The 22,540-nt window shown below is 33.6% G+C and carries 12 protein-coding genes; 10 read left to right on the forward strand and 2 right to left on the reverse strand.

Annotated features, from left to right (window positions below):
* Nucleotides 1–232: 232 nt before the first annotated feature.
* The 10 genes from ABNT22_RS08245 (at nt 233) to ABNT22_RS08290 (ending at nt 18,344) form a co-directional block, all read left to right on the forward strand.
* Nucleotides 233–3,403 (forward strand): glycoside hydrolase family 2 TIM barrel-domain containing protein, encoded by a 3,171-nt coding sequence (locus tag ABNT22_RS08245; RefSeq protein WP_348718836.1) that lies wholly within the window; start codon nt 233–235, stop codon nt 3,401–3,403.
* A gap of 11 nt (nt 3,404–3,414) precedes the next feature.
* On the forward strand, nt 3,415–4,842 hold the full coding sequence (locus ABNT22_RS08250) for a hypothetical protein (protein WP_348727284.1): 1,428 nt from the start codon (nt 3,415–3,417) through the stop codon (nt 4,840–4,842).
* 15 nt (nt 4,843–4,857) lie between these two features.
* On the forward strand, nt 4,858–5,697 hold the full coding sequence (locus ABNT22_RS08255; protein WP_348718833.1) for a glycoside hydrolase family 16 protein: 840 nt from the start codon (nt 4,858–4,860) through the stop codon (nt 5,695–5,697).
* A 17-nt stretch (nt 5,698–5,714) separates the two neighbouring features.
* The gene (locus ABNT22_RS08260; RefSeq protein ID WP_348718832.1) at nt 5,715–7,805 is read left to right on the forward strand and encodes an immunoglobulin-like domain-containing protein; all 2,091 of its coding nucleotides are present in this window, start codon (nt 5,715–5,717) and stop codon (nt 7,803–7,805) included.
* 89 nt (nt 7,806–7,894) lie between these two features.
* Complete coding sequence (locus ABNT22_RS08265; protein ID WP_348718831.1) at nt 7,895–11,332, forward strand: hypothetical protein; 3,438 nt, start codon at nt 7,895–7,897, stop codon at nt 11,330–11,332.
* Nucleotides 11,333–11,336: 4 nt separating this feature from the next.
* Nucleotides 11,337–12,617 carry a glycosyl hydrolase family 17 protein gene (locus ABNT22_RS08270; protein ID WP_348718829.1) on the forward strand — a complete coding sequence of 427 codons (1,281 nt, stop codon included), beginning with the start codon at nt 11,337–11,339 and terminating at the stop codon, nt 12,615–12,617.
* Nucleotides 12,618–12,667: 50 nt separating this feature from the next.
* Nucleotides 12,668–14,113, forward strand: a complete 1,446-nt coding sequence (locus tag ABNT22_RS08275; RefSeq protein ID WP_348718828.1) for a glycoside hydrolase family 30 protein — start codon at nt 12,668–12,670, stop codon at nt 14,111–14,113.
* A 12-nt stretch (nt 14,114–14,125) separates the two neighbouring features.
* Complete coding sequence (locus ABNT22_RS08280; RefSeq protein WP_348718827.1) at nt 14,126–16,456, forward strand: MFS transporter; 2,331 nt, start codon at nt 14,126–14,128, stop codon at nt 16,454–16,456.
* Between the two features lie 14 nt (nt 16,457–16,470).
* Nucleotides 16,471–17,367, forward strand: coding sequence for a glycosyl hydrolase family 17 protein (locus ABNT22_RS08285; protein WP_348718826.1), 897 nt, complete (start codon nt 16,471–16,473; stop codon nt 17,365–17,367).
* Between the two features lie 2 nt (nt 17,368–17,369).
* A complete protein-coding gene (locus ABNT22_RS08290; protein WP_348718824.1) occupies nt 17,370–18,344 on the forward strand; it encodes a LacI family DNA-binding transcriptional regulator in 975 nt (324 codons plus the stop codon).
* A 4-nt stretch (nt 18,345–18,348) separates the two neighbouring features.
* Here ABNT22_RS08290 and dinB read toward each other — a convergent pair whose 3' ends face one another.
* Nucleotides 18,349–19,566 carry a DNA polymerase IV gene (dinB, locus tag ABNT22_RS08295; RefSeq protein ID WP_348718823.1) on the reverse strand — a complete coding sequence of 406 codons (1,218 nt, stop codon included), beginning with the start codon at nt 19,564–19,566 and terminating at the stop codon, nt 18,349–18,351.
* Nucleotides 19,563–22,511, reverse strand: coding sequence for a DNA polymerase III subunit alpha (locus tag ABNT22_RS08300; RefSeq protein ID WP_348727286.1), 2,949 nt, complete (start codon nt 22,509–22,511; stop codon nt 19,563–19,565). The genes dinB and ABNT22_RS08300 overlap by 4 nt, the downstream gene beginning before the upstream one ends.
* Nucleotides 22,512–22,540 lie beyond the last annotated feature (29 nt).

Below are 22,540 nucleotides of genomic sequence, written 5' to 3' on the forward strand. Positions count from 1 at the left end.
CAGTGTTTTTTGTTTAAATAAAAGATTGTGATTTTTGCTGTTTAAATTAGTTTCTATTGGTTTAACTGTAAAAAAAAACGGTTTTTTTTACTCTGTATATTTTTTGTTGAGGTCTTTTTTGTTAATTCTGTAAATTATAGATGTAAATTTATTGAGTAAACATTCAGTTTTACAATTGCTATCAATAGCAGAATGAATAACTATTGTAAAAAGGATAAAAACTCAACATATAATGAAAGTAATTTTAAGAATAACATTACTTTTTTTTACATTAAACTTTTATAGTCAAGCTCAAAAAGTAGCTGTTGTAAAAAATAAAGAAGGAATTAAATTGACAGTTAACGATAAGCCATTTATTATTAATGGTGTCAATTGGGATTATGTTCCTATAGGTACAACTATTACTGACCCTGGAATTTGGAATCAATCTGATGATATCATAAAATCAGCCCTAGATTCTGAAATGTCTCTTCTAAAAAACATGGGGGTAAATGCTATTAGAACTTATAATTTGAAACCTCGATGGATTACTTATATCTATGATAGGTATGGTATCTATACAATGCTCAATATTACTTTTGGAGCATATGGATTAACAATTAATGGTGCCTGGGTACCTGAAACAGATTATGCAGATCCAGCAACTAAGAAAGTGTTAATGAAGGAGGCTACTGATATGGCCAAAACATATAAGAATACTAGAGGGTTGCTATTATATATGATAGGTAATGAGAATAATTATCATTTAGTTTGGAAAGGAACCGAAACAGAAGATATTCCAATACCCAAAAGTAAAGGAGAAGAAACTAGAGTTGCTGCAAGAGCACTATACAGAGCTTTTAATGAAGCAGTAAAAGAGGTAAAGAAGATAGATACGTCTCACCCTGTAGCTATTTGTAATGGAGATCTAGGGTTTTTAGATATCGTTAAGGAAGAATGTACAGATATAGATATCTATGGTACCAATATGTATAGAGGGAAAAACTTTACAGATGCTTTTGATCGAGTTAAAAAGGAATTGAACCTTCCAGTTTTATTAGCAGAATTTGGTTCAGATGCATATAATGCAAGAGATGGGAAAGAAGATCAGGCAATGCAGGCTTTTTATGATGTAGAAAACTGGAAAGATATTTATTCCAATGCAGCTGGTTTAGGAAAGGCAGGAAATGCCCTTGGTGGATTTACCTTTCAATTTAGTGATGGTTGGTGGAAATATGGTCAAACGAAAAACTTAGATGTTCATGATAACAATGCATCTTGGAGTAATGGAGGGTATGCTAGAGATATAGCTAGACCAGGTGATAATAATATGAATGAAGAATGGTTTGGTATCTGTGCAAAAGGACCAACCGATGCGCGTGGTTTATATCAATTATACCCGAGAGCCGCTTACTATGCATTACAACAAGTTCATAAGTTGAATCCTTATGATAATGGAATGACTTTAGATTTCCTCAATAATTATTTTGAAGGAATTAATGTAATGGATGCTGTTTTGAAAGCAAGAGGAGATCAAGCAGCTTTAAAAGCACAAGAAGGAGGGAAGATTAAGATAAGTCAATTAAGAGCAGAGTTTACTACTTTTTATACAGGAGGAAGTTTATTAACCACACCAGAAACTCCTGATCCAATACAGAATAGATATCCAAATCAAACAGGATTTGACTTTATGCATTCATATTACATTGGTATAGAAGGAAAACCTTCAGATAATATGAGAGCAGAAGTAAACTTTAATGTTATTGGAGAAGTAGCTGAAAATCCGATAGATGAAATCTTTTACGAAAATAGAGCAAGACCAATAGAAGATGTAAACACAGCTAATGGCAATGTTACGTTGGGAGATGTAAATAGAGTAAATGTTTACAATGCCTCATTTGAGTGGAATGCAAAAGATTTTAACCTGAGAGGATTTTATAGAACAGGACATTATCATTGGGGATATGAAGGAGATTTCTTCGGATTATATCCAGAAGCAAATTACGGACCCAATTTAGATATTTATGGAGGTGAGATATTAGGTGTTGAGATAGACGGAAAAAGATCATTAAAAGGATTAAAAGTAGCTGCTGGTCCGCAATTATGGTGGGGAGCAAACCCTACAATGCTATTAAAGTATTCAAAGAATGTTGGAGGGATAGATGTCACAGGGATTTATCATAGAGATATTAATACTGATTTAGAGTTTGATCAAACGGGTAGACGAATTTTAAACAACAATCAAGTTCGAAGTGGTGTTATACCGCCATGGCCAACAGAAAGAGCCACTTTAGTATTTGAAAAGAAATTTGGAAACATAGGAGTAACCCTAGGGGGAATATGGGCGGGGAGTCCGTTAAATGGAAGTTTATTTCAAGATGTTAGAGGAACTTCAGGAAATTACATAGTTTACACAGATAAGATTAACTCAGATGATAATTGGGGAGGTAAAGCTAAAGTAACTTATCAAAAAGGACGCTTTAACTGGTATGCCCAAGGAAGTATTATGGGATTGGTAGCCAATGGAGGTGCGGATCAAACACAAACATTTACTGGTTGGAAATTAAGGGATAATGGAAGTGGAAATCAAACCAACTTTTTATCAGGGTTTACTTATAGTTTCGGAAATTTTCAGGTAGCACCTAACTTCTTATGGCAGAAACCTATTGTAGATGCAATGCCTAATGATGTAACGGGACCGGGTAGATTGAGAAATGTTATTGATGATCCTTTTGTGGTAAGAGCAAATAGAGAAACTACAGCAGGAGAAATACTATTCACTTACGATCCAACACCAGGAACCTGGATGTATCAGTGGGATAATGATAGAAAGGAAGATGCAAAGTTTGCAATGAATCTTGGTTTTGTATACAGACATTTACCAACTACGCAAGATGCACATATTGGTTTTTTAGCTGATCGATCGTTTTTTGCTTTCAATAATTCAGCACCAGCCGAGGATTTATGGGAAGTACACTCAAGAGTGGTCTCTAAAATTAGTCCAGATTTTGGATTGATAGCCAACATTTATGCAGGGAACGGACAGGCAAATGGTGATAGTCAACGTACCATAGACCGTTTTGGAACAGATATAAGAGTCATTTATAAAAAAATGAAAATCATTGGAGGTGTGAAGGTTAATGATTGGGGACCATTTGATTATCATAGAGATTTTAATTTGACATTTCCGCTTCAGTTAATGTTAGATTTTTCTACCTCTGTAGGAAAGCAAGATTGGTTTATTCTTCCAAATACTAAAATTGGAATTAGAGGAACTTGGCGTTCATTAGATGAGTTTTCACCCAGATATGCTCCCAATGAAACACTGCCATTTGCAAACTCACCAATTATAAGTCCAGTAGGATTTGGAAACGGAACAGAGTGGGAAATAAGAACATACATTCACATCAACATAGGAAAATAAAGAACTATATAATGAAGACAAAGAAAAATTTTTATTCAAAAATAGCCTGCGTTTTAGGGTTAGTTTTATTCACAACAATGAGCTGTGAAAGAGGTTTGTCGGAAGAAGCTGAGTTTGCAACATATCCAACAAATGGAGGAATCTTTTTAGATGGATTTGTCGGAGGACTAGATTATTTTCCTTTCGGAGGTTCATTTGCAGAAGCTTTCTCTGTAGATACCAATGAAAAGTATCTAGGTACAGCATCAATGCGTTTTGATATTCCTGTATTTGGCGTTGGGTTTGGAGGAGCAACTTTTCAAAGCTTAGGACCAAGAGATTTATCAGGATACGATGCATTAACTTTTTGGGCAAAAGCATCACAAGGAGCAGATATAAATGAAGTTGGATTTGGTATAGATGGAGCAAATGGAAACAAATATCAAGTAACATTGCAAGATTTACAAATATCAACTGTATGGAAAAAATATGTCATTCCAATTCCAGATCCATCAAAATTGAATCAAGAAAGAGGAATGTTCTGGTATGCAGAAGGAGCAGAAAATCAATTTGATGAAGGAGGATATACCTTTTGGATTGACGAATTACAATTTGAAAAATTAGGTACTATCGCACAACCTCAACCTAAAATTTTCAATGGAGAAGATCTTGTACAGGAAACCTTTAATGGATCAACAATACAAATAAATGGAACCCAAACATTTAATTTAGGTTCAGGAGATAATGTTACTACTAACGTGGCTCCTTCATATTTTAAATTTGAATCATCAAATACTGATGTAGCCATTGTAGATGAATTAGGTAAAATAACGATATTAACTCAAGGAACTTCAGTAATCACGGCTACTTTAGGCGGTGTAGCTGCAAAGGGATCTTTAACACTAAACTCTTCTGGTGATTTTATTCCAGCACCAACACCTCCTGCAAGAAATCCTGCTGATGTGGTTTCAGTATTTAGCAATGCATACGCAAACATAAATATAGATTTTTATAATGGGTTCTTTGGTGGGCAAACGACTGAAGGAGGAGCTATAAACTTAGGAGTAGAAGATGTTATCAAGTATACAGGACTAAACTTTGTAACTGTTCAATTTAGTAATCCTACAGTAGATGTGTCTCAAATGACAATGCTTCATTTAGACATAAAAGTAGATGAGACTGTTGCAGGAGGAGATTCAATAACTATAGAATTGGGTGATTTTGGAGCTGATGGAAGTTTTGGCGGAGTTGGATCAGATGATTCGGCAGGAGCTGCAACACCTATTAGCGGATTCACCAAAGGAGAATGGCTAAGTGTAGATATACCTATAAATAGTTTTACAGGTAATACTGGAGCTGGTTTTACAGGATTGTCGAATACAAGTAACATGGCTCAAGTCACATTTGTATCAGGTACAATTTCAAACATAACCGTTGATAATATTTACTTCTATAAATAATAAAAAAATAAGTATATGAATAATCATATAAAGTATTCAATAATTAAACGCGTATTACCTAAATATGTATTACTAACGGTGATATTAATGTGCCTTGCATGTAATAAAAGTGAAGAGCAAACGGTAGCAACATTTTCTAGACTGGTATGGGGTGATGAGTTTAATACAGATGGAGCGTTGAATAGCTCTCTTTGGACCTATGATATTGGAACAGGTCAAAATGGATGGGGAAATAACGAGTTACAATACTACACTGATAGACCAGAAAATGTAATTGTGCAAAATGGAATACTCATCATAACTGCAAGAAAAGAAGCATTTAATGGTTCAGGATACACTTCAGCTAGAATAAAAACAGAAGGACTGTTTGAAGAGGCTTACGGAAGGTTTGAAGCAAGAATAAGAGTACCCTACGGACAAGGAATGTGGCCAGCGTTTTGGTTATTAGGAAATAACTGTAACGAGCCTGGTTTTACATGGCCCAATTGTGGTGAAATAGATATTATGGAATTTAGAGGTCAAGAACCTACCAAGATCCATGGAAGTGTTCATGGTCCTGGTTATTCTGCTGGGAATGCTATTACCAAAAGTTATCAATTAACGAATGATAGATTTGATACCGGTTTTCATGTTTTTGGTATTGAATGGGCGCCTGATTACGTAAACTTTTATGTAGATGATGTTTTGTATAATCAAATAACTAGAGAAGATGTTACTGGTACTTGGGTATTAGACCATCCTTTCTATATCATTATAAACTTAGCTGTTGGAGGTGGTTTTGTGGGACCTCCAAACAATGAAACAGTTTTTCCACAAAGTATGTTGGTAGATTATGTAAGGGTATATAAACAATAATTAAAAAGTCTAAGAAGATGAAACAATTAATTAAAAACATTAAAATATTATCAACCTTTATATTGGTTATAAGTTTAATAGGATGTGAAGAAAATGATGCAGTATTACCTAAAGTGAGTGCTGGTTTTACTTATACCGTTAATCAAGATTTGGGAAAAGTAACATTTATCAATATATCTGAAAATGCAGATAATTATGAATGGAGTTTTGGAGACGGGACTTCTTCAACAGAGATTAATCCAACAAAAATATATCCTACAGGAGAATATACGGTGATGTTAAAATCTACCAATATATCTGGAGCTACAGAAACTTTTGAGGATAAAGTTTATATAAATATACCAATTCCGGTAAGGTTGCCAATCAATTTTGATACAGAAAATGTGAAGTATGGAGATGTTGTAACTTTTCCTGCAGGTAATACATTTCAATTGGTAGAAAATCCAGATCCTTCAGGTTCAAACACTTCAACTTCAATGGTTGGAGAAATAACGAATAACGGTGTTAATTTTGAAGGTTTCTTTTATGACTTAGATGCACCAATAGATTTAACGAATAACAAGACGATAAAGATGAATTTATGGTCAAATGTAGCATTAGACGTATTGTTAAAATTGGAAGAAGGAACATCGGGGCCCACAGAATTACTTGTAAGTCATGGGGGAACAGGTTGGGAAGAAATGATTTTTACATTTACAGCTTCAAGTGCGAGTTATAATAGGTTAACATTATTTGTAGATGCTTTTGGTACTACCGCAGGTAAATTTTATATAGATGATATCGAGCAAGTAGCAACGATTGATGTTACAGCACCAACAATATCGTTGAATGGAGATGCAATGGTTACGGTAATTCAAGGGGAAACATTTACAGATCCCGGAGCCACCGCTGTAGATGATTTAGATGGAGACATTTCTGCTAATATTGTTGTGGGTGGAGCTACAGTAGATGTGAATACTTTAGGTACTTATGTTATCACTTATAATGTAAGCGATGCAGCAGGAAATGCTGCAACTGAAGTAACCCGAACGGTGGAGGTTGTTACTCCTCCTACATCACCACCAACTTCTGCACCTGTGCCGCCAGCAAGAGAGGCTGGAGATGTGGTTTCAATTTATGGAGGAAGTTATGCTACGATAGCTGTAGGTAATTATGATCCTAATTGGGGACAATGGGGACATATGCAGGTGAATACAGCTTTTGATCCGGGAGATGGAAATTTAGTATTAGCATATCCTAACTTTAACTATCAAGGAACAGATTTTGGTGCGGCAGGTCCCGTAAACGCTTCTACAATGGAGTTTTTACATGTAGATATATGGGTAGCTTCAACCGTAACGAATAGAATGATAAAGATAAGTCCGATTAATGCGGGAGGTTCGGCAACAGGCGCTGTAGAGGTATTAATAGAAGTACCTGTAACACCTGGAAAATGGAATAGTGTTGATATTCCTAAATCAGCATTTACTGGAATGACTTGGGATTCTGTAGTCCAAATGAAATTCGACGGTCAGTTTAACGCAGATGGTTCTGCAAACTTAACAGACCCAATAGATATTTATTTAGATAATATTTATTTCTATAAATCTCCAAGTTCGGGAGGTGGGGGAAGTTCAGGAAATATAGTTTCTATTTATAACAATGACTTTACGGATATTTCAGTAAATGAATGGGGTCCGTTTTGGGGAGATTCTTCTGCGAGAATTGTTGATGGAACTCTTAATGGGAGCCCGGCAAAAGTTATAAACATGGAAGGAGGTAAGACATTTGCTGGAATTGATTTTTCTTCATCTGCATTTGATGCAACCAATTTTACAACTTTCCATATTGATTATAAAGTAGACGTTTTGTTACCAGGTCAAGTGTTTAATATTAAGTTGTCGAACCATGAAGGAGGAAGTGGTGAAACAAGTGCAATTCAGTACACTCACGTACCCACAAGTACAGATATTTATTCATTGTCTATTCCTTTAGCAGACTTCGTTGCTGCTAGTGATCCTGAAAATTTAATTAGAAATGCAATCGCACAAATAGTAATTTCTGCAGCTAGAACAGATACAACTCAAGGAGTAAATATTACAATAGATAATATTTACTTCAGTGAGTAATTATAGCACCTCAGTTTGAATTAATAGAAAGGTCGAGGTACTACTCGACCTTTTTAAACAAAATTATAAGTTACACTAGTTACAATAAAATGAATTTAACTTTAGCACAAGAAGCAGTCAAAGAAGTTAAGTTAGAAAAGGTTTTTATAGAAGGAGAAGCTTTTTTTAAGATTAGCAATAATGACGAGATGCGTCCTTTTTTTATGAGTATTGTAAGCGCATCCAATCATTGGATATTTATTGCAAGCAATGGCGGTATTACTGCGGGTAGACAAAACAGTGAGTTTGCTCTATTTCCGTATTATACAGACGATAAAATAACGGAAAGCATTGAGGTTACAGGTAGTAAATCAATCTTTCAAGTACATAGAGAAGATAGAACATATTTGTGGGAGCCTTTTTCAGAACGAGGAGAAGGAATATTTAACATTACTAGAAATATTTATAAAAATAGTTACGGAAATAAAATATTATTTGAAGAGGTTAATCACGATTTAGAAATCACTTTTAGATACGGGTGGAATACGAGTGATAAATATGGATTTATACGAAGTAGTAAACTTATAAATAACTCTTTACACTCTGTAAATGTTGACGTTCTTGATGGAATTCAAAACGTGTTACCATATGGAGTTGGTAGTGATTTACAAAATGCAAGCAGTAACCTTGTAGATGCTTATAAACGAAATGAATTAGATAAGAAATCTGGCTTAGGAATTTTTGCGTTAAGTGCGATTATAGTTGATAAAGCAGAACCTAGTGAAGCTTTAAAATCAAATATTGTTTGGAGTTGGGGAATAGAAAATCCTATTTATCTACTTTCTTCAAAACAGTTAAGAAACTTTAGAAGAAAAGAAACCTTAGTTGAAGAAACAGATATAAAAGGAGAAAAAGGAGCCTATTATATCACAACTAAAATACAGTTAGCTTCAAAAAGTAGTAAAGAATGGTATATAGTAGCGAATGTTAATCAAAACCATTCAGAAATAATTAAGCTATCTGAAAGTATTCAAAAAGACACGGATTTATTAAAAAAAGTAAAACAAGATATCAATCTTGGTACAGAGCATTTGGTGCAATTAAATACAGCATCAGATGGTATACAAGTTTCAGCAGATAAATTAAGGAATACGCGTCATTTCTCAAATGTCCTTTTCAATATCATGAGAGGAGGAATCTTTGATGACAATTATACCATAGAAAAATGGGATTTTAAAACATATATAACAAAAGCAAATAAAAAAGTAGCTAGAAAGAATGAACTTACTATAGATAATTTACCTGAGAAGTTTATGGTTTCTAAACTAAAAGAGGTTGTTGCAAAAACAACAGATAAGAATTTTAGAAGATTGTGTTTAGAATACATGCCTTTAAAGTTTAGTCGCCGCCATGGAGATCCTAGTCGACCATGGAACAAGTTTTCTATCAATACACGAAATGAAGATGGCTCAAAGAAATTAGATTATGAAGGGAATTGGAGAGATATTTTTCAAAATTGGGAAGCTTTAGCTCATTCTTATCCTGCTTTTATTGAAAGTATGATTCATAAGTTTTTGAATGCAACCACATTTGATGGTTATAACCCTTATAGGGTAACCAAAGATGGTTTCGATTGGGAAACGATAGAACCAGATGATCCATGGAGCTATATAGGATATTGGGGAGATCATCAAATCATTTACTTACTAAAGTTTTTAGAACTTATAGAAAGTTATGAGCCTAAAAAATTGGATAGCTTTTTCAACAAAGATTTGTTTGTATATGCAAATGTTCCTTATAGAATTAAGTCTTATCAGGATTTGTTGAAAAACCCTAAAGATACTATTGAATTTGATGAAAACTCTGATTTAAGAATAAGACAAGAACGCGATGAGTTAGGTGCTGATGGAGCCCTTCTACGTGATGAAAATAGGTTTATACACAAAGTCAATTTTATAGAAAAAATACTAGCCACAGTACTGGCTAAATTATCCAACTTTATTCCAGAAGCAGGAATATGGATGAATACACAACGACCTGAATGGAATGATGCAAATAATGCCTTGGTAGGTAATGGAGTATCGTTGGTTACCTTATGTTACTTAAGACGATTTTTAAGTTTCTTTCAGGAAATTTTTGAAGACTCTCAATTAAAATCGGTAGAAGTTTCAAAAGAGCTAGCGACTTTTTACGAAGAGGTCTTACATACTTTTGAAACATATAAAGATTTCCTTTCAGATAGTTTTACAAACCAACAAAGAAAACAAGTTTTGGATGGTTTGGGGCAAGTAGCAAGTGAATATAGATTACATATTTACCAAAACTCTTTTTCGGGCAGAAAAACCTCGGTTAGCTTAGAATCATTAAGAACTTTTATAAATCTAAGTTTAGCTTATCTAGAGCACACGATAAAAGCTAATAAAAGAGCAGACAATTTGTACCATGCCTATAATTTGATGACTGTAGAAAGTGAAAAATCAGTTTCAATAGCATATTTAGATGAAATGTTAGAAGGACAAGTTGCTGTACTAAGTTCAGGAAGTTTAACTTCATTAGAGGCTTTACAAGTATTAGATGCCTTAAAGCAGAGTCGTCTTTTTAGAGAAGATCAATACAGTTATTTATTATATCCAAATAAGGAGTTAAAAGGCTTTATAGAAAGAAACACCATTCCTAATGAAGCTTTAGGAAAATCAACTGTATTACAAACCTTAGTTGATGTTGGAGATACTTCTATCATAGAAAAAGATATTCTTGGAGGATTTCATTTTAACGGAAATTTTAAAAATGCAAATGATTTGGCTATTGCTATGGATAATTTTTCGTTGGAAATTTCAGAAAAAGATAAAAATGAAGTATTCAAAATCTTTGAAGAAGTTTTTAATCACAAAGCATTTACTGGACGTTCAGGAACTTTTTACGGGTACGAAGGTTTAGGGTCTATATATTGGCATATGGTTTCTAAATTACTATTAGCGGTTCAAGAATGTTGTTTAAAAGCGATTAAAGAAAAGGAAAGTGAAGAAATTATAGGAAGACTGTTAGAGCATTATTATGAAATTAATGAAGGTATTGGAGTACATAAATCACCAACATTGTATGGTGCGTTCCCAACAGACCCTTATTCTCATACACCTGAAGGTAAAGGAGCTCAGCAACCTGGAATGACGGGGCAAGTAAAAGAAGATATTTTATGTCGTTTTGGAGAACTAGGAGTATATGCTTCCGAAGGAAAATTACACTTTAACCCGAATTTACTTAGGAAAAATGAGTTTTTAAAGGAAGCTAAGGAAATTAACTTCTTAGCAGTTTCAGGAGATCAAAGAAGAGTATTACTTCCAATAGAGTCTTTACTGTTTTCTTACTGTCAAATACCTATTGTATATATCATTTCAAAAAAGGTAGGAATAGAAATTCAATATAGTAATGGAGATTATAGAACTATAGAAGAATTGACTTTGGATGTTCCAACAAGTTCAGAAATATTTAATAGAACCAACAGTGTAGCACAACTTAATGTGTTTATAACAGAAGAATATTTAAAATAATTATATGAAGTCAAGAAGTCATATCATATTACTCATTGTCCTCTTGATTTCTTGTGGAAAAGAGAAAACAAATACTAAGCCCTTAAAGAAACCATATAAAGAAGTGAAAGCGAAAGACATACTAGGAAACCCTAATTACCTAGCTATATCTTACGGAGGATATCGTAAGAATACGAGAGAGATACAACCAACAATTGAAGAGTTGAAAGAAGATATGAAAATTCTTCATGCAATGGGAGTTAAATTATTAAGAACCTATAATGTGCATTTACCGCATGCTTCAAATTTATTGCAAGCAATTAGCGAGTTAAAGAAGGAAGAAGCAAGCTTTGAAATGTATGTCATGTTAGGTGCTTGGATAGATTGTAAAAACGCATGGACAGGCTTACCAGTAGACCATACACAAGAAAGCGAACAAAATAAAAAAGAAATAGATGAAGCTGTTAGACTAGCAAATCAATACCCAGATATAGTAAAAATAATAGCCGTTGGTAACGAAGCTATGGTAAAGTGGGCCACGAGTTATTATGTACAACCTTGGGTAATTTTAAAATGGGTAAATCATCTTCAAACCTTAAAAAAAGAAGAGGAACTGGATAAAGATTTATGGATTACAAGTTCAGATAATTTTGCCTCTTGGGGAGGAGGAAGCAATGAATATCATGTAGAGGATTTAAACAAACTGATAGCTGCTGTAGATTTTATTTCTATGCATACCTATCCGATGCATGATACCCATTATAACCCACGATTTTGGGGTGTAAGTCAAAAAGAAGATACACTTTCTAGCTTAGAAAAAATAAAAGCTGCAATGCTTCGTGCACGTCGCTATGCAGAATCTCAATACCATGGTGTTGAACGGTATATGAAAAGTATTGGAGTTGATAAACCAATTCATATAGGAGAAACAGGTTGGGCTAGTTATTCAAATGAGTTTTATGGTAATAAAGGTTCTAAAGCCACAGATGAATATAAAGAAGCACTTTTTTATGAGCATATGAGAGATTGGACAGCTAAAGAGGGCATGTCGTGTTTCTATTTTGAAGCTTTTGATGAAACTTGGAAAGATGCTCAAAACCCTGAAGGATCAGAAAACTATTTTGGTTTATTTACCGTAGATGGAAAAGCAAAATATGCTTTATGGGATTTAGTAGATAAAGGAGTTTTTAAAGGATTAAAACGAGGAGGAAATAAAATAGTTAAAACCTACAACGGAAGCAAAGAGAATCTTCTGGTAGATGTATTAATGCCTCCTTTAAGAAAGGAACTGGTAATAACACCATAATGATTATGATACTTATAAAGAGATTAACATTTTTCGTTCTAATTTTTATAATGATGACTCAATGTAAAAATAATTCAGAATTAAAGCTAGAAGTACTAGAAACATCAGCTAGTGGGAATAAACTAACGCCAATATCTGAATTTTCTATAGAAGGACATTTATCGAAAATAAGTATCAATCCTGAAAAAAAATATCAAACAATTACCGGGTTTGGAGGCTCTTTTACAGAAGCATCTGCCTATTTGTTAAACAAACTAAGTAAGAAAAATAGAGATAAAGTATTACAAGCATATTTTGGAAAGGAAGGAGCAAATTATTCCTTAACAAGAACGCATATAAGCTCCTGTGATTTTTCATTGAGCAACTATACATATGCTCCAGTAGCTGAAGATATGGAGCTTGAACATTTTAATATAGAAGAGGATAAAGAAGATTTGGTACCCATGATAAAAGATGCTATGTCTATTTCTAATGAAGGGTTTAAGATTATAGCATCTCCATGGACCGCTCCACCTTGGATGAAAGATAATAACCATTGGGTTGGAGGTAAGCTGTTACCAAAATATAATGATAGCTATGCGCTGTTCTTTTCTAAGTATTTAAAAGCCTATAAAAAAGAAGGAATTGATATATGGGGAGTAACAGTTGTCAATGAACCTCATGGAAATGGAAACAATTGGGAGAGTATGCACTTTTCACCGAAAGAGATGACCGATTTTGTACAATATCATTTAGGCCCAAAACTAGAAAAAGAAGGCTTAGAAAAGGTGAAAATTTTTGGGTATGATCAGAATAGAGATGGTTTAAAGGAATGGGTAGATGAAATGTACAAAGATGAAAATTCTTCTAAATACTATGCAGGAACTGCAATTCATTGGTATGAGAGTACAGTTGATTATTTTCCAAAGGCATTGCAATATGCACATAAGAAAGCTCCTAATAAGTATCTAATTCAAACAGAAGCTTGTGTAGATTCAGAAGTTCCTAAATGGAAAGATGATGCTTGGTATTGGAGTAAAGAAGCTACAGATTGGGGTTGGGATTGGGCACCAGAGCATCAGAAAAGCTGGCATCCTAAGTATGTACCCGTATACCGTTACGCAAGAGATATTATTGGCTGTTTAAATAATTGGGTAGATGGCTGGGTAGATTGGAATATGGTTTTAAATAAACAAGGAGGCCCTAATTGGTTTAAAAATTGGTGTGTAGCTCCGGTTATAGTAGACGAAGAAGCAGATGAGGTATACTTAACACCAATTTATTATACACTTGCTCATTTCAGCAAATACATTCGTCCTAAGGCAGTAATCATAGAATCAGAAACAAATGATGCTCAAGTTATGGTTACCGCAGCACTCAATCCTGATAAGACCATTTCAGTAATATTATTTAATCCTACTCATGAGAAGAAGCAGTTCACAATTGAGTTAAATAATAAAACGAAAAACATTTCAATAGGAAAGCAAGCAATACAAACTATCATCATTACTAATTAAAAGAAACTAACAATGTCACAATCAGTAAAAGTTCCATTCGGTCAAAAAGTCGCTTTTGGTGTTGGTATGTTTGCCAATCAAATGTTTCCTGCAATATTGGGTATTTTCATGGTAGTCTTGGTAGAAGATTTAAAATTTACAGGACTTATGTGGGGAATGATTTATTTATTCCCAAGATTGTTTGATGCTATCACCGATCCTTTAATGGGGTTTATTTCAGACAACACGAAATCTAAATGGGGAAGACGTAGACAATATGTTTTGGCAGGAGGAATTGTAATGGGAATTGCATATGTTTTTATGTGGCAACTCTTTAAAGAGAATACGGTACAATACAATTTTTGGTATTTCTTTCTTTGGTCTGTTGTGTTTTACTTGGGACTTACGCTTTTCAGTGTTCCTTATGTAGCGATGGGATATGAAATGAGTGATGATTTCCATGAACGTACAAATATTATGGCAATTGCTCAATGGATTGGACAATGGGCTTGGGTAATAGCACCCTTATTTTGGATTATTATGTACGATCCAGAATGGTTTCCTTCTGCAGATGTAGCTGCCAGAAAATTAGCCATATGGGTAGCCGTTCCATGTGCTATTTGTGCTATTGTACCCGCATTGTTTATTAAAAGTGAATCTACCTTAGATAAAGATTATGAGCCATTAAACATTTTAAACATTAGTGGTAGCTTAAAGAAAATACTGAGGAGTTTTGTAGAAGCATTTAGAATGAAAGAGTTTAGAAAGCTATGTCTTGCTACATTTTTTATTTACAATGCCTTTATGGCTGTATCCTCATTAACATTTTTTGTAATAGTCTATAAGTTATTTAATGGTAGTGCAGAAGCATCGGGTATATGGATATCCCTATTTGGAGCTTTAGGAGCTTTAGGAACCACTTTTATAGTAATACCTGTTGTAGCCTGGCTTTCAAAAAGAATGGGTAAGAAAAAGGCATTTATGTTATGCCAAACGATTTCTATTCTAGGATATATTATGATGTATTTTCTGTTTATTCCAGGGAAACCATGGATGTATATCATAGCCTTACCATTCTTTTCTTTCGGTATTGGGAGTTTATTTACCATTATGATGTCAATGACAGCCGATGTAATAGATATTGATGAATTGAATACAGGAAAACGTAGAGAAGGAATTTTTGGAGCAATTTATTGGTGGATGGTAAAAGTAGGTTTCGCAATTGCAGGAGCATTGAGTGGTGTTATCATATGGGCGGTTGGTTTTAATGCCGATTTACCAACAGTAGAGCAGCAAGCTTCAGTAGATGGATTACACGCATTTTTTTGCTTTTTCCCCATTATAGGAACAGTAGCGGCAATGTACGTAATGCGTAATTATAGTGTTTCAGAAGCAAGAGCGAATGAAATTCGTGCACAACTAGATCGTAGAAAGAAACCAGTAGGGTCTTCATACTATCAAACAAATAAATTGGCATCTTTATTTTCTTCTAATTTAAATATTGATAATTCTACAGAGATCGATTTCAAATCAAAATCAGCAGAAGAAATCAAAACAATGTTCAGAAACACATTGCAAAATAAAATGCACGGATTGTGTTTTAGTCCGTATTTAGAAGGACAAAACATAGGAGACCAGCTATCAGAAAGTCAAATTCAACAACGTATGGATATTGTTGCTCCTTATACAGGTTGGATTCGTTCTTTTTCATGTACAGACGGAAATGAGCTCATACCAAAAGTAGCCAAAAGCAGGCGCTTAAAAACAATGGTGGGAGCTTGGATTGGAAATGATAGCGATAAGAATGCAGTAGAGATTGATAATTTAATCAAGTTGGCTAAAGAAGGATATGTAGATGTAGCAGTTGTTGGAAATGAAGTTTTATTACGTGAAGATTTAAGTGAAGAAGAACTCATAAACAATATCCTCAAAGTAAAAAAAGCCTTGCCAGATATTTCGGTAGGATATGTAGATGCTTATTACCAATTTGTAGAAAGACCTAAATTGGTTGAGGTGTGCGATGTTATTTTGGTAAACTGTTATCCGTTCTGGGAAGGAAGTTCTATTGAAGAGGCTTCAGAGTATTTAAGAAAAATGTTTGCAGTTACACAACAAATAGCTAATGGAAAACAAGTAGTTATTACAGAAACCGGATGGCCTAATAAAGGAGATAATACAGAGAAAGCAGAACCTTCAGAAAGTAACGCGATGAAATACTTTATAAATACCATTGTATGGTCTCAACAAAAAAATATACCGCTGTTTTATTTCTCTTCTTTTGATGAATCTTGGAAAGTACATCAAGAAGGAGATGTTGGTTCACGTTGGGGAATTTGGAACAAGAATGAAAAGTTAAAATATTAAAACAAAGAATTGCAATGTCATTTAGAACGGGAAAAATAAAATCTTTAACAGTAAGTTCAGGAATATCTTTTGAGGGGAAATCTACAGAAGATTTGAAGGAGTTATTCAATGATATTTTAGCGAATGGAATGTATGGTTTATGTGCCAGTTTTTATGAAGAAGGTCAGGAACCAGGAGATCAACTAACCGAAGAACAAATAAGAAGAAGGTTAACCATTATGAAACCTCATATTAAATGGATTCGTTCTTTTTCTTGTACCGAAGGAAATGAGTTAATTCCCAAAATAGCTAAAGAAATGGGAATTAAAACCTTAGTGGGAGCTTGGTTAGGAGATGATTTAGAAATCAATGAAAATGAGATTAAGGGACTGATACAATTGGCAAAAAAAGGATATGTTGATATTGCTGCGGTAGGTAATGAGGTAATGTATAGGAGAGATTTATCGGAAGAAGAATTGCTAGCATATATGCAACAAGTAAAAAAAGAGTTACCTACAAATATTCCTATGGGCTATGTTGATGCCTATTATGAATTTACTGAAAGACCTAAAATTACGCAAGCTTGTGATGTCATACTTACCAACTGTTATCCTTACTGGGAAGGTTGTCATATAGATTATTCTTTGATGTATATGAAGCAAATGTATTATCAAGCTTTAGATGCAGCCAATGGAAAACCAGTTATTATTACAGAAACAGGTTGGCCAAGTAAGGGAGAAGGTTTAGAAGGAGCAATACCTTCTTATGAGAATGCCTTAAAGTATTTGATAAATGCTCAAAAATGGTCTTCAGAAGATAATATACCGATGTTCTATTTCTCTTCTTTTGATGAATCTTGGAAGGTTGGAGATGAAGGAGATGTAGGAGCATATTGGGGAATTTGGGATAAAAATGAAAAGTTAAAGTATTAAAAATGGTTACGTTAAAACAGTTATCTAAAGAGTTGGGAGTATCAATTTCAACTGTTTCTAAAGCTTTAAGTGATAGTTTTGAAATAAGTGAAAGAACCAAGAAAAAAGTACTAGCATTAGCTAGGAAATACAATTATCGTCCCAATAATGTAGCTGTTAATCTTAGAGCGAAATCTACAAAAACAATAGGGGTAATTATACCTAATATTTTCAATCATTTTTACACTAAAATTCTCTCTGGAATAGAACAAGAAGCAAAAAGGAATAACTATAAGGTTATTGTTTCTATCTCTAATGAAACAGTCTCTTCAGAAAAAGAAGGTATTTCTTTTTTCTCTAATGGAAGTGTAGACGGAATTTTGTTAGCACCTTCAGAAGAAACAGAAAAATTAGGAAACTATAAGCATATTTCTGCCTTACACCAAAAAGAGATTCCGTTTGTTTTATTTGATCGATATTCAGAAAAATTGAACTCAGATAAAGTAATTATCAATGATTTTGATTCTGCAAAAAAAACGGTAAAGTATCTCATAAATAAAGGAAGAGAAGAAATAGTAGTCGTTTCTTTAATAAAACATTTGAGTGTAGGAGAGTTGAGAAAAAAAGGAGCTTTTGATGCATCTAAGAAAATTACACTACTAGAATTTGAAAAAGAAGAGGAGTTAGAAGAAGCATTTCTAAAATTAATTAAGCGTAAGCGTATAGATGCCGTTTTAGCATTGGATGAGTTGTCGGGTATTATAACTTTAAACATAGCAAGAACAGTAGCATTTAAAATTCCTGAAGAGTTAACCATTATTAGTTTTAGTCAAGGAGTTTTATCTGAATATTCGTATCCGAAACTTTCTACAATTAATCAGCATGCAAAAGAAATAGGAGAAAATTCTGTACAGTTATTATTAACTAGATTAAAAAACAAAGAAGCCTCTTATAAAACAAGAATCATTAAAACAGCTTTAGAGATTCATCAAACATAACTAATTACCTTCTTCTATTGGCTAATAATGGAGGAGGTTCTCCTTTAAAAGGATTCCATCTAGAAATACTTTTAGCTTCCATACCTTGGGCACGCATTACAGCTCTATCGCCATACCGTTCTCTTAGTTTATCCATTGCGCTATATAGGTTGATAATCTTTTCATCATCATCAAAAAGATCAATTTGATGAGCACCTTCAACCAAATGAGAAAAACGAACCCCTACAAGGCGAACGAGCATTCTTCTTTTGTAAAGCTTTTTATAGAGCTCTTTAACAATAGGAATTATTTTATGATCAGCAGCGCTATAAGGAATACGTTGTTGTTGGGTATAGGTTTGGAAATCGGAATATCGTATTTTAAAAGTAATGCATGCAGTAAGTTTGTTTCCGCGTCGTAATTGATAAGCTAAATTCTCAGCCATAGCCACAATAATACTTTCTAATTTTCTAACATCTGTAGTGTCTTTATCAAAAGTACGTTCGGTAGAAATTGATTTTCGTTCATGATATTGTACAACAGGACTGTTATCGATTCCATTTGCTTTTTTCCAGATAGAAACTCCGTTTTTTCCAAATACTCTCGACATCATTTCAATAGGCATTTCTTGAATAGATTTAATTCTTTTTAATCCTAAATCACAAAGAGACCTATAAGTAACTTCACCAACCATAGGGATTTTCTTTACAGAAAGAGGGGAGAGAAATGGTTTTTCGTTGCCTTTATCAATCTTAATTTGATTGTTAGGTTTTGCTTCTCCTGTAGCAATTTTAGAAACGGTTTTATTAATAGAATGTCCAAATGAAATAGGGAGTCCGGTTTCTTTAATGATTTTCTGTCGTAGTTCTGTAGCTAATTGATGACAACCAAAGAATTTATCCATTCCAGTTAGGTCTATATAGAATTCATCTACAGAAGTCTTTTCATATAAAGGAACCGATTCTTTGATTACTTCAGTAACCAAATTAGAATACTTAGAATAAATTTGAGAGTTTCCCCGAATAATAATGGCTTCAGGACATAATTGCTTTGCCATTCGCATAGGCATTGCAGAATGAATTCCGAAAGTTCTGGCTTCGTAACTACAAGAAGCCACGACACCTCTGTCGGAGGTACCACCTATAAGAATGGGTTTTCCAATTAATTTACTATCTAATAATCGTTCACAAGAAACAAAGAAAGTATCGAGATCCATATGTACAATTGATCTTTGTGTACTCATAATATGCTTTTTTTAGGTTTAGGGCGTTGTGCTTTTCTACTGTCTGCATATCGGGGATCTTCTATAATGGCAAGGCGTTGCATTGTTTTTGTTTCAATAGAAATACAATCAAACTCCTCTATAACTTTACCTGTTATTCGGTAGATGCCTTTACCTCTAAATGGAAATTTTTTAGCCTCTGACGGAAAGTGAACCGTATCAATAAAATCACCTTCGAGGTCTAAAAATGTTCCAAAGTACATTTGTTGTCCTTTTGAAGTGCTTGTCTTTTTTATAGTAACCAAATACCCTTCAATAGTAATATATTTTCCTGTATAGTGAGGAAGCATTTTAGCACGAATAGGGTGAAGTTTTTTTTCTACAAGAAGGCTAAAAGGACTTGATAACGGAAAACCTAATAACTCAATTTGATCAAAGGCATTTTCTAATTGAGTAGAGTTTAACTTAGGAATCTCATAACGTACCTTTTCTACTTGAAACAGGGATATATGAAATTCATCAACCGTTACATTGTTAATTTTCATATGTGCTTCCCATAAGAGTTCTCTTTTGTGTTTTTTAGAAAAACGAAAAGCATCGATTTTTATTAAAATAGTAATCTGTTCTACAGAAATAGGAACACGTTCTATGAAATCATCTAAAGAGCTAAAAGCACCATTGGCATTTCTTTCTACTAAAATTCTCTGAATAGTTTTTGCTTCTAAAGATTGTAAAAAACGAAAGCCAAGATAAATATCTTTATCTTGAATAATAGCTAAATATTCACTTGTATTAATACAAGGAGCATGAATAATACCTCCATGTAATCGAGCTTCATGAATGTATAATTCAATACTATAAAAACCTCCTGAATTATTAATAGTAGCTACCATGTATTCTAGAGGGTAATAGGCTTTTAAAAATAGACTTTGATAGCTTTCTACAGCATAAGAAGCAGAATGTCCTTTCGCAAAGGCATATCCAGCAAAACTCTCTATTTGTCTCCATACATCTTTGGTCAGTTCAAAACTCTTTCCTGAGCTTTTACAATTATCAAAAAATTGCTGTTTCACTTTTAAAAATTCCTCACGAGATCGAAATTTCCCAGACATTCCACGGCGTAACATATCGGCTTCTCCCAAGGTAAGCCCTCCAAAATAATGTGCTACTTTAATCACATCTTCTTGGTATACCATAACTCCATAGGTTTCTGGCATAATATCTAATAGTACAGGGTGTGCATCTTTTCTTCTATTAGGATATCTGAAGCGTAAAATATATTCACGCATCATACCCGATTTAGCTACTCCAGGTCTAATCACCGAACTAGCAGCTACCAATCCTAAATAATGATCTACTTGTAGTTTCTTAAGTAGCATTCTCATAGCTGGAGATTCTACATAAAAACAACCAATAGCTTTCGCATTTTTTAATAGGTATTTAATTCGAGCATCTTCTTTAAACTTTGCAATATTATGAATGTCAATAGGAGGGAGTTCAGGGTGATTATTAGCTACAATTGACACCGTATCTTTAATTTTTCCTAGACCTCGCTGACTAAGAATATCAAATTTATACAAGCCAATATCTTCAGCAACGACCATATCTATGTGGGTGGTTGCAAAACCTTTAGGAGGCATAAAAGTTGCACAGTAATGATGTATTGGTTTTTCAGAAATAAGTATTCCACTGGCATGAATTCCCAAGTAATTAGGAAAACCTTGAATATAGGTACTGTAAATAATTACCAATTGTGATAATTTATCTAAGGTATTATAGTTGTAGCTTCCAGAAGACAGTAAATCAATTTCATTTTTTGGTAATCCAAAAACCTTTCCTAACTCTCGAATTGCAGCTTTAAACTTAAAAGTATTGTATACAGTAATTAATGCTGTATTGGGAAATCGGTTAAAGATAAATTCCGTTATATCATCTCTGTCTTGCCAAGAAAAGTCAATATCAAAATCGGGCGGATTCTTTCTATAGAGATTGATAAAACGTTCAAAGTATAAATCTAGTTCAATAGGATCTACATCAGTAATTCTTAAAAGGTAGGCAATAATACTATTAGCTCCACTACCTCTTCCAACATAAAAATAACCTTTAGAACGAGCGTATTTGAGTATTTTCCAATTGATTAAAAAGTAAGATACAAAGCCTTTTTCTTTTATAATTTCTAATTCTTTATCAATTCTTTCAAATACATGTGAATCAGGTTGTGGATAGCGGTACTTAATTCCATTAAGACTCAGTTTCTTTAAAAGTTTATAGTCTAAAATTTCATTCCCTGTGTATGCTTTTTGGTTATTGGTTGTTTCTCCAGAGAAATCAAAATCAATAGAACACTTTGAAACAAGTTCCTGTGTGTTTTCAATAATTTGCGGATACTCTTCAAAATAGGTTAGCAATTCTTCTTTTGAAATAAACTGATGCCATTCTTTACCTTGTTCAGTAGTTGCTAAACGACTCAAAAGCTCGTTATTATCAATAGCTCTTAAGAGTCTATGTGTATTAAAACCTTTTTTGTTTTGAAAACTTACCGTATGAAGAATTACAAGTTTATCTAATTTGTTTTTCCATTTTGAAAAAGGGAGTCGTGTTAATTCAGTATGAGAAATTCCTATAAATTCATTAGAAGCTAATTCAAAATCTATGTCTTTTTCAAAAGGATATATAACAAACGTATGAGCTAAGCTTTTGGCTCTTGTAGGAATCTCTAAATTCTCCTGATGCAAAAAATCAGAGAGATAGGTGTTTATATTTTGAAAACCATTATTATTTTGAGCAACTAAAACAAACTCTTGGCATGCCTTATTTCGAAAATCTACACCTATCAAAGGAGTAATGTTATATTTTGGAGCCAATCGTATAAACTCTAAACAAGCAGTAGTATTATTAATGTCGGTTAAAGTAATAGTGTTGATGTTCATGGTTTTAGCGAGTTCTAATAACTCTTCAGTACTCATGGAACCATAGCGTAAACTGTAATATGTAT

Origin of the sequence: Tenacibaculum sp. 190130A14a (assembly GCF_964048965.1) — a bacterium.
Classification (GTDB): Bacteria; Bacteroidota; Bacteroidia; order Flavobacteriales; family Flavobacteriaceae; genus Polaribacter; species Polaribacter polynesiense.

Bases quoted from the DNA above. Each gene is read 5' to 3' on its own strand.
- ABNT22_RS08255 (WP_348718833.1), top strand. From the start codon at position 4,858: ATGAATAATCATATAAAGTATTCAATAATTAAACGCGTATTACCTAAA.
- ABNT22_RS08270 (WP_348718829.1), top strand. From the start codon at position 11,337: ATGAAGTCAAGAAGTCATATCATATTACTCATTGTCCTCTTGATTTCT.
- ABNT22_RS08250 (WP_348727284.1), top strand. From the start codon at position 3,415: ATGAAGACAAAGAAAAATTTTTATTCAAAAATAGCCTGCGTTTTAGGG.
- dinB (WP_348718823.1), bottom strand. From the start codon at position 19,566: ATGAGTACACAAAGATCAATTGTACATATGGATCTCGATACTTTCTTT.
- ABNT22_RS08280 (WP_348718827.1), top strand. From the start codon at position 14,126: ATGTCACAATCAGTAAAAGTTCCATTCGGTCAAAAAGTCGCTTTTGGT.
- ABNT22_RS08290 (WP_348718824.1), top strand. From the start codon at position 17,370: ATGGTTACGTTAAAACAGTTATCTAAAGAGTTGGGAGTATCAATTTCA.
- ABNT22_RS08265 (WP_348718831.1), top strand. From the start codon at position 7,895: ATGAATTTAACTTTAGCACAAGAAGCAGTCAAAGAAGTTAAGTTAGAA.
- ABNT22_RS08275 (WP_348718828.1), top strand. From the start codon at position 12,668: ATGATGACTCAATGTAAAAATAATTCAGAATTAAAGCTAGAAGTACTA.
- ABNT22_RS08300 (WP_348727286.1), bottom strand. From the start codon at position 22,511: ATGAGTACTGAAGAGTTATTAGAACTCGCTAAAACCATGAACATCAAC.
- ABNT22_RS08245 (WP_348718836.1), top strand. From the start codon at position 233: ATGAAAGTAATTTTAAGAATAACATTACTTTTTTTTACATTAAACTTT.
- ABNT22_RS08285 (WP_348718826.1), top strand. From the start codon at position 16,471: ATGTCATTTAGAACGGGAAAAATAAAATCTTTAACAGTAAGTTCAGGA.
- ABNT22_RS08260 (WP_348718832.1), top strand. From the start codon at position 5,715: ATGAAACAATTAATTAAAAACATTAAAATATTATCAACCTTTATATTG.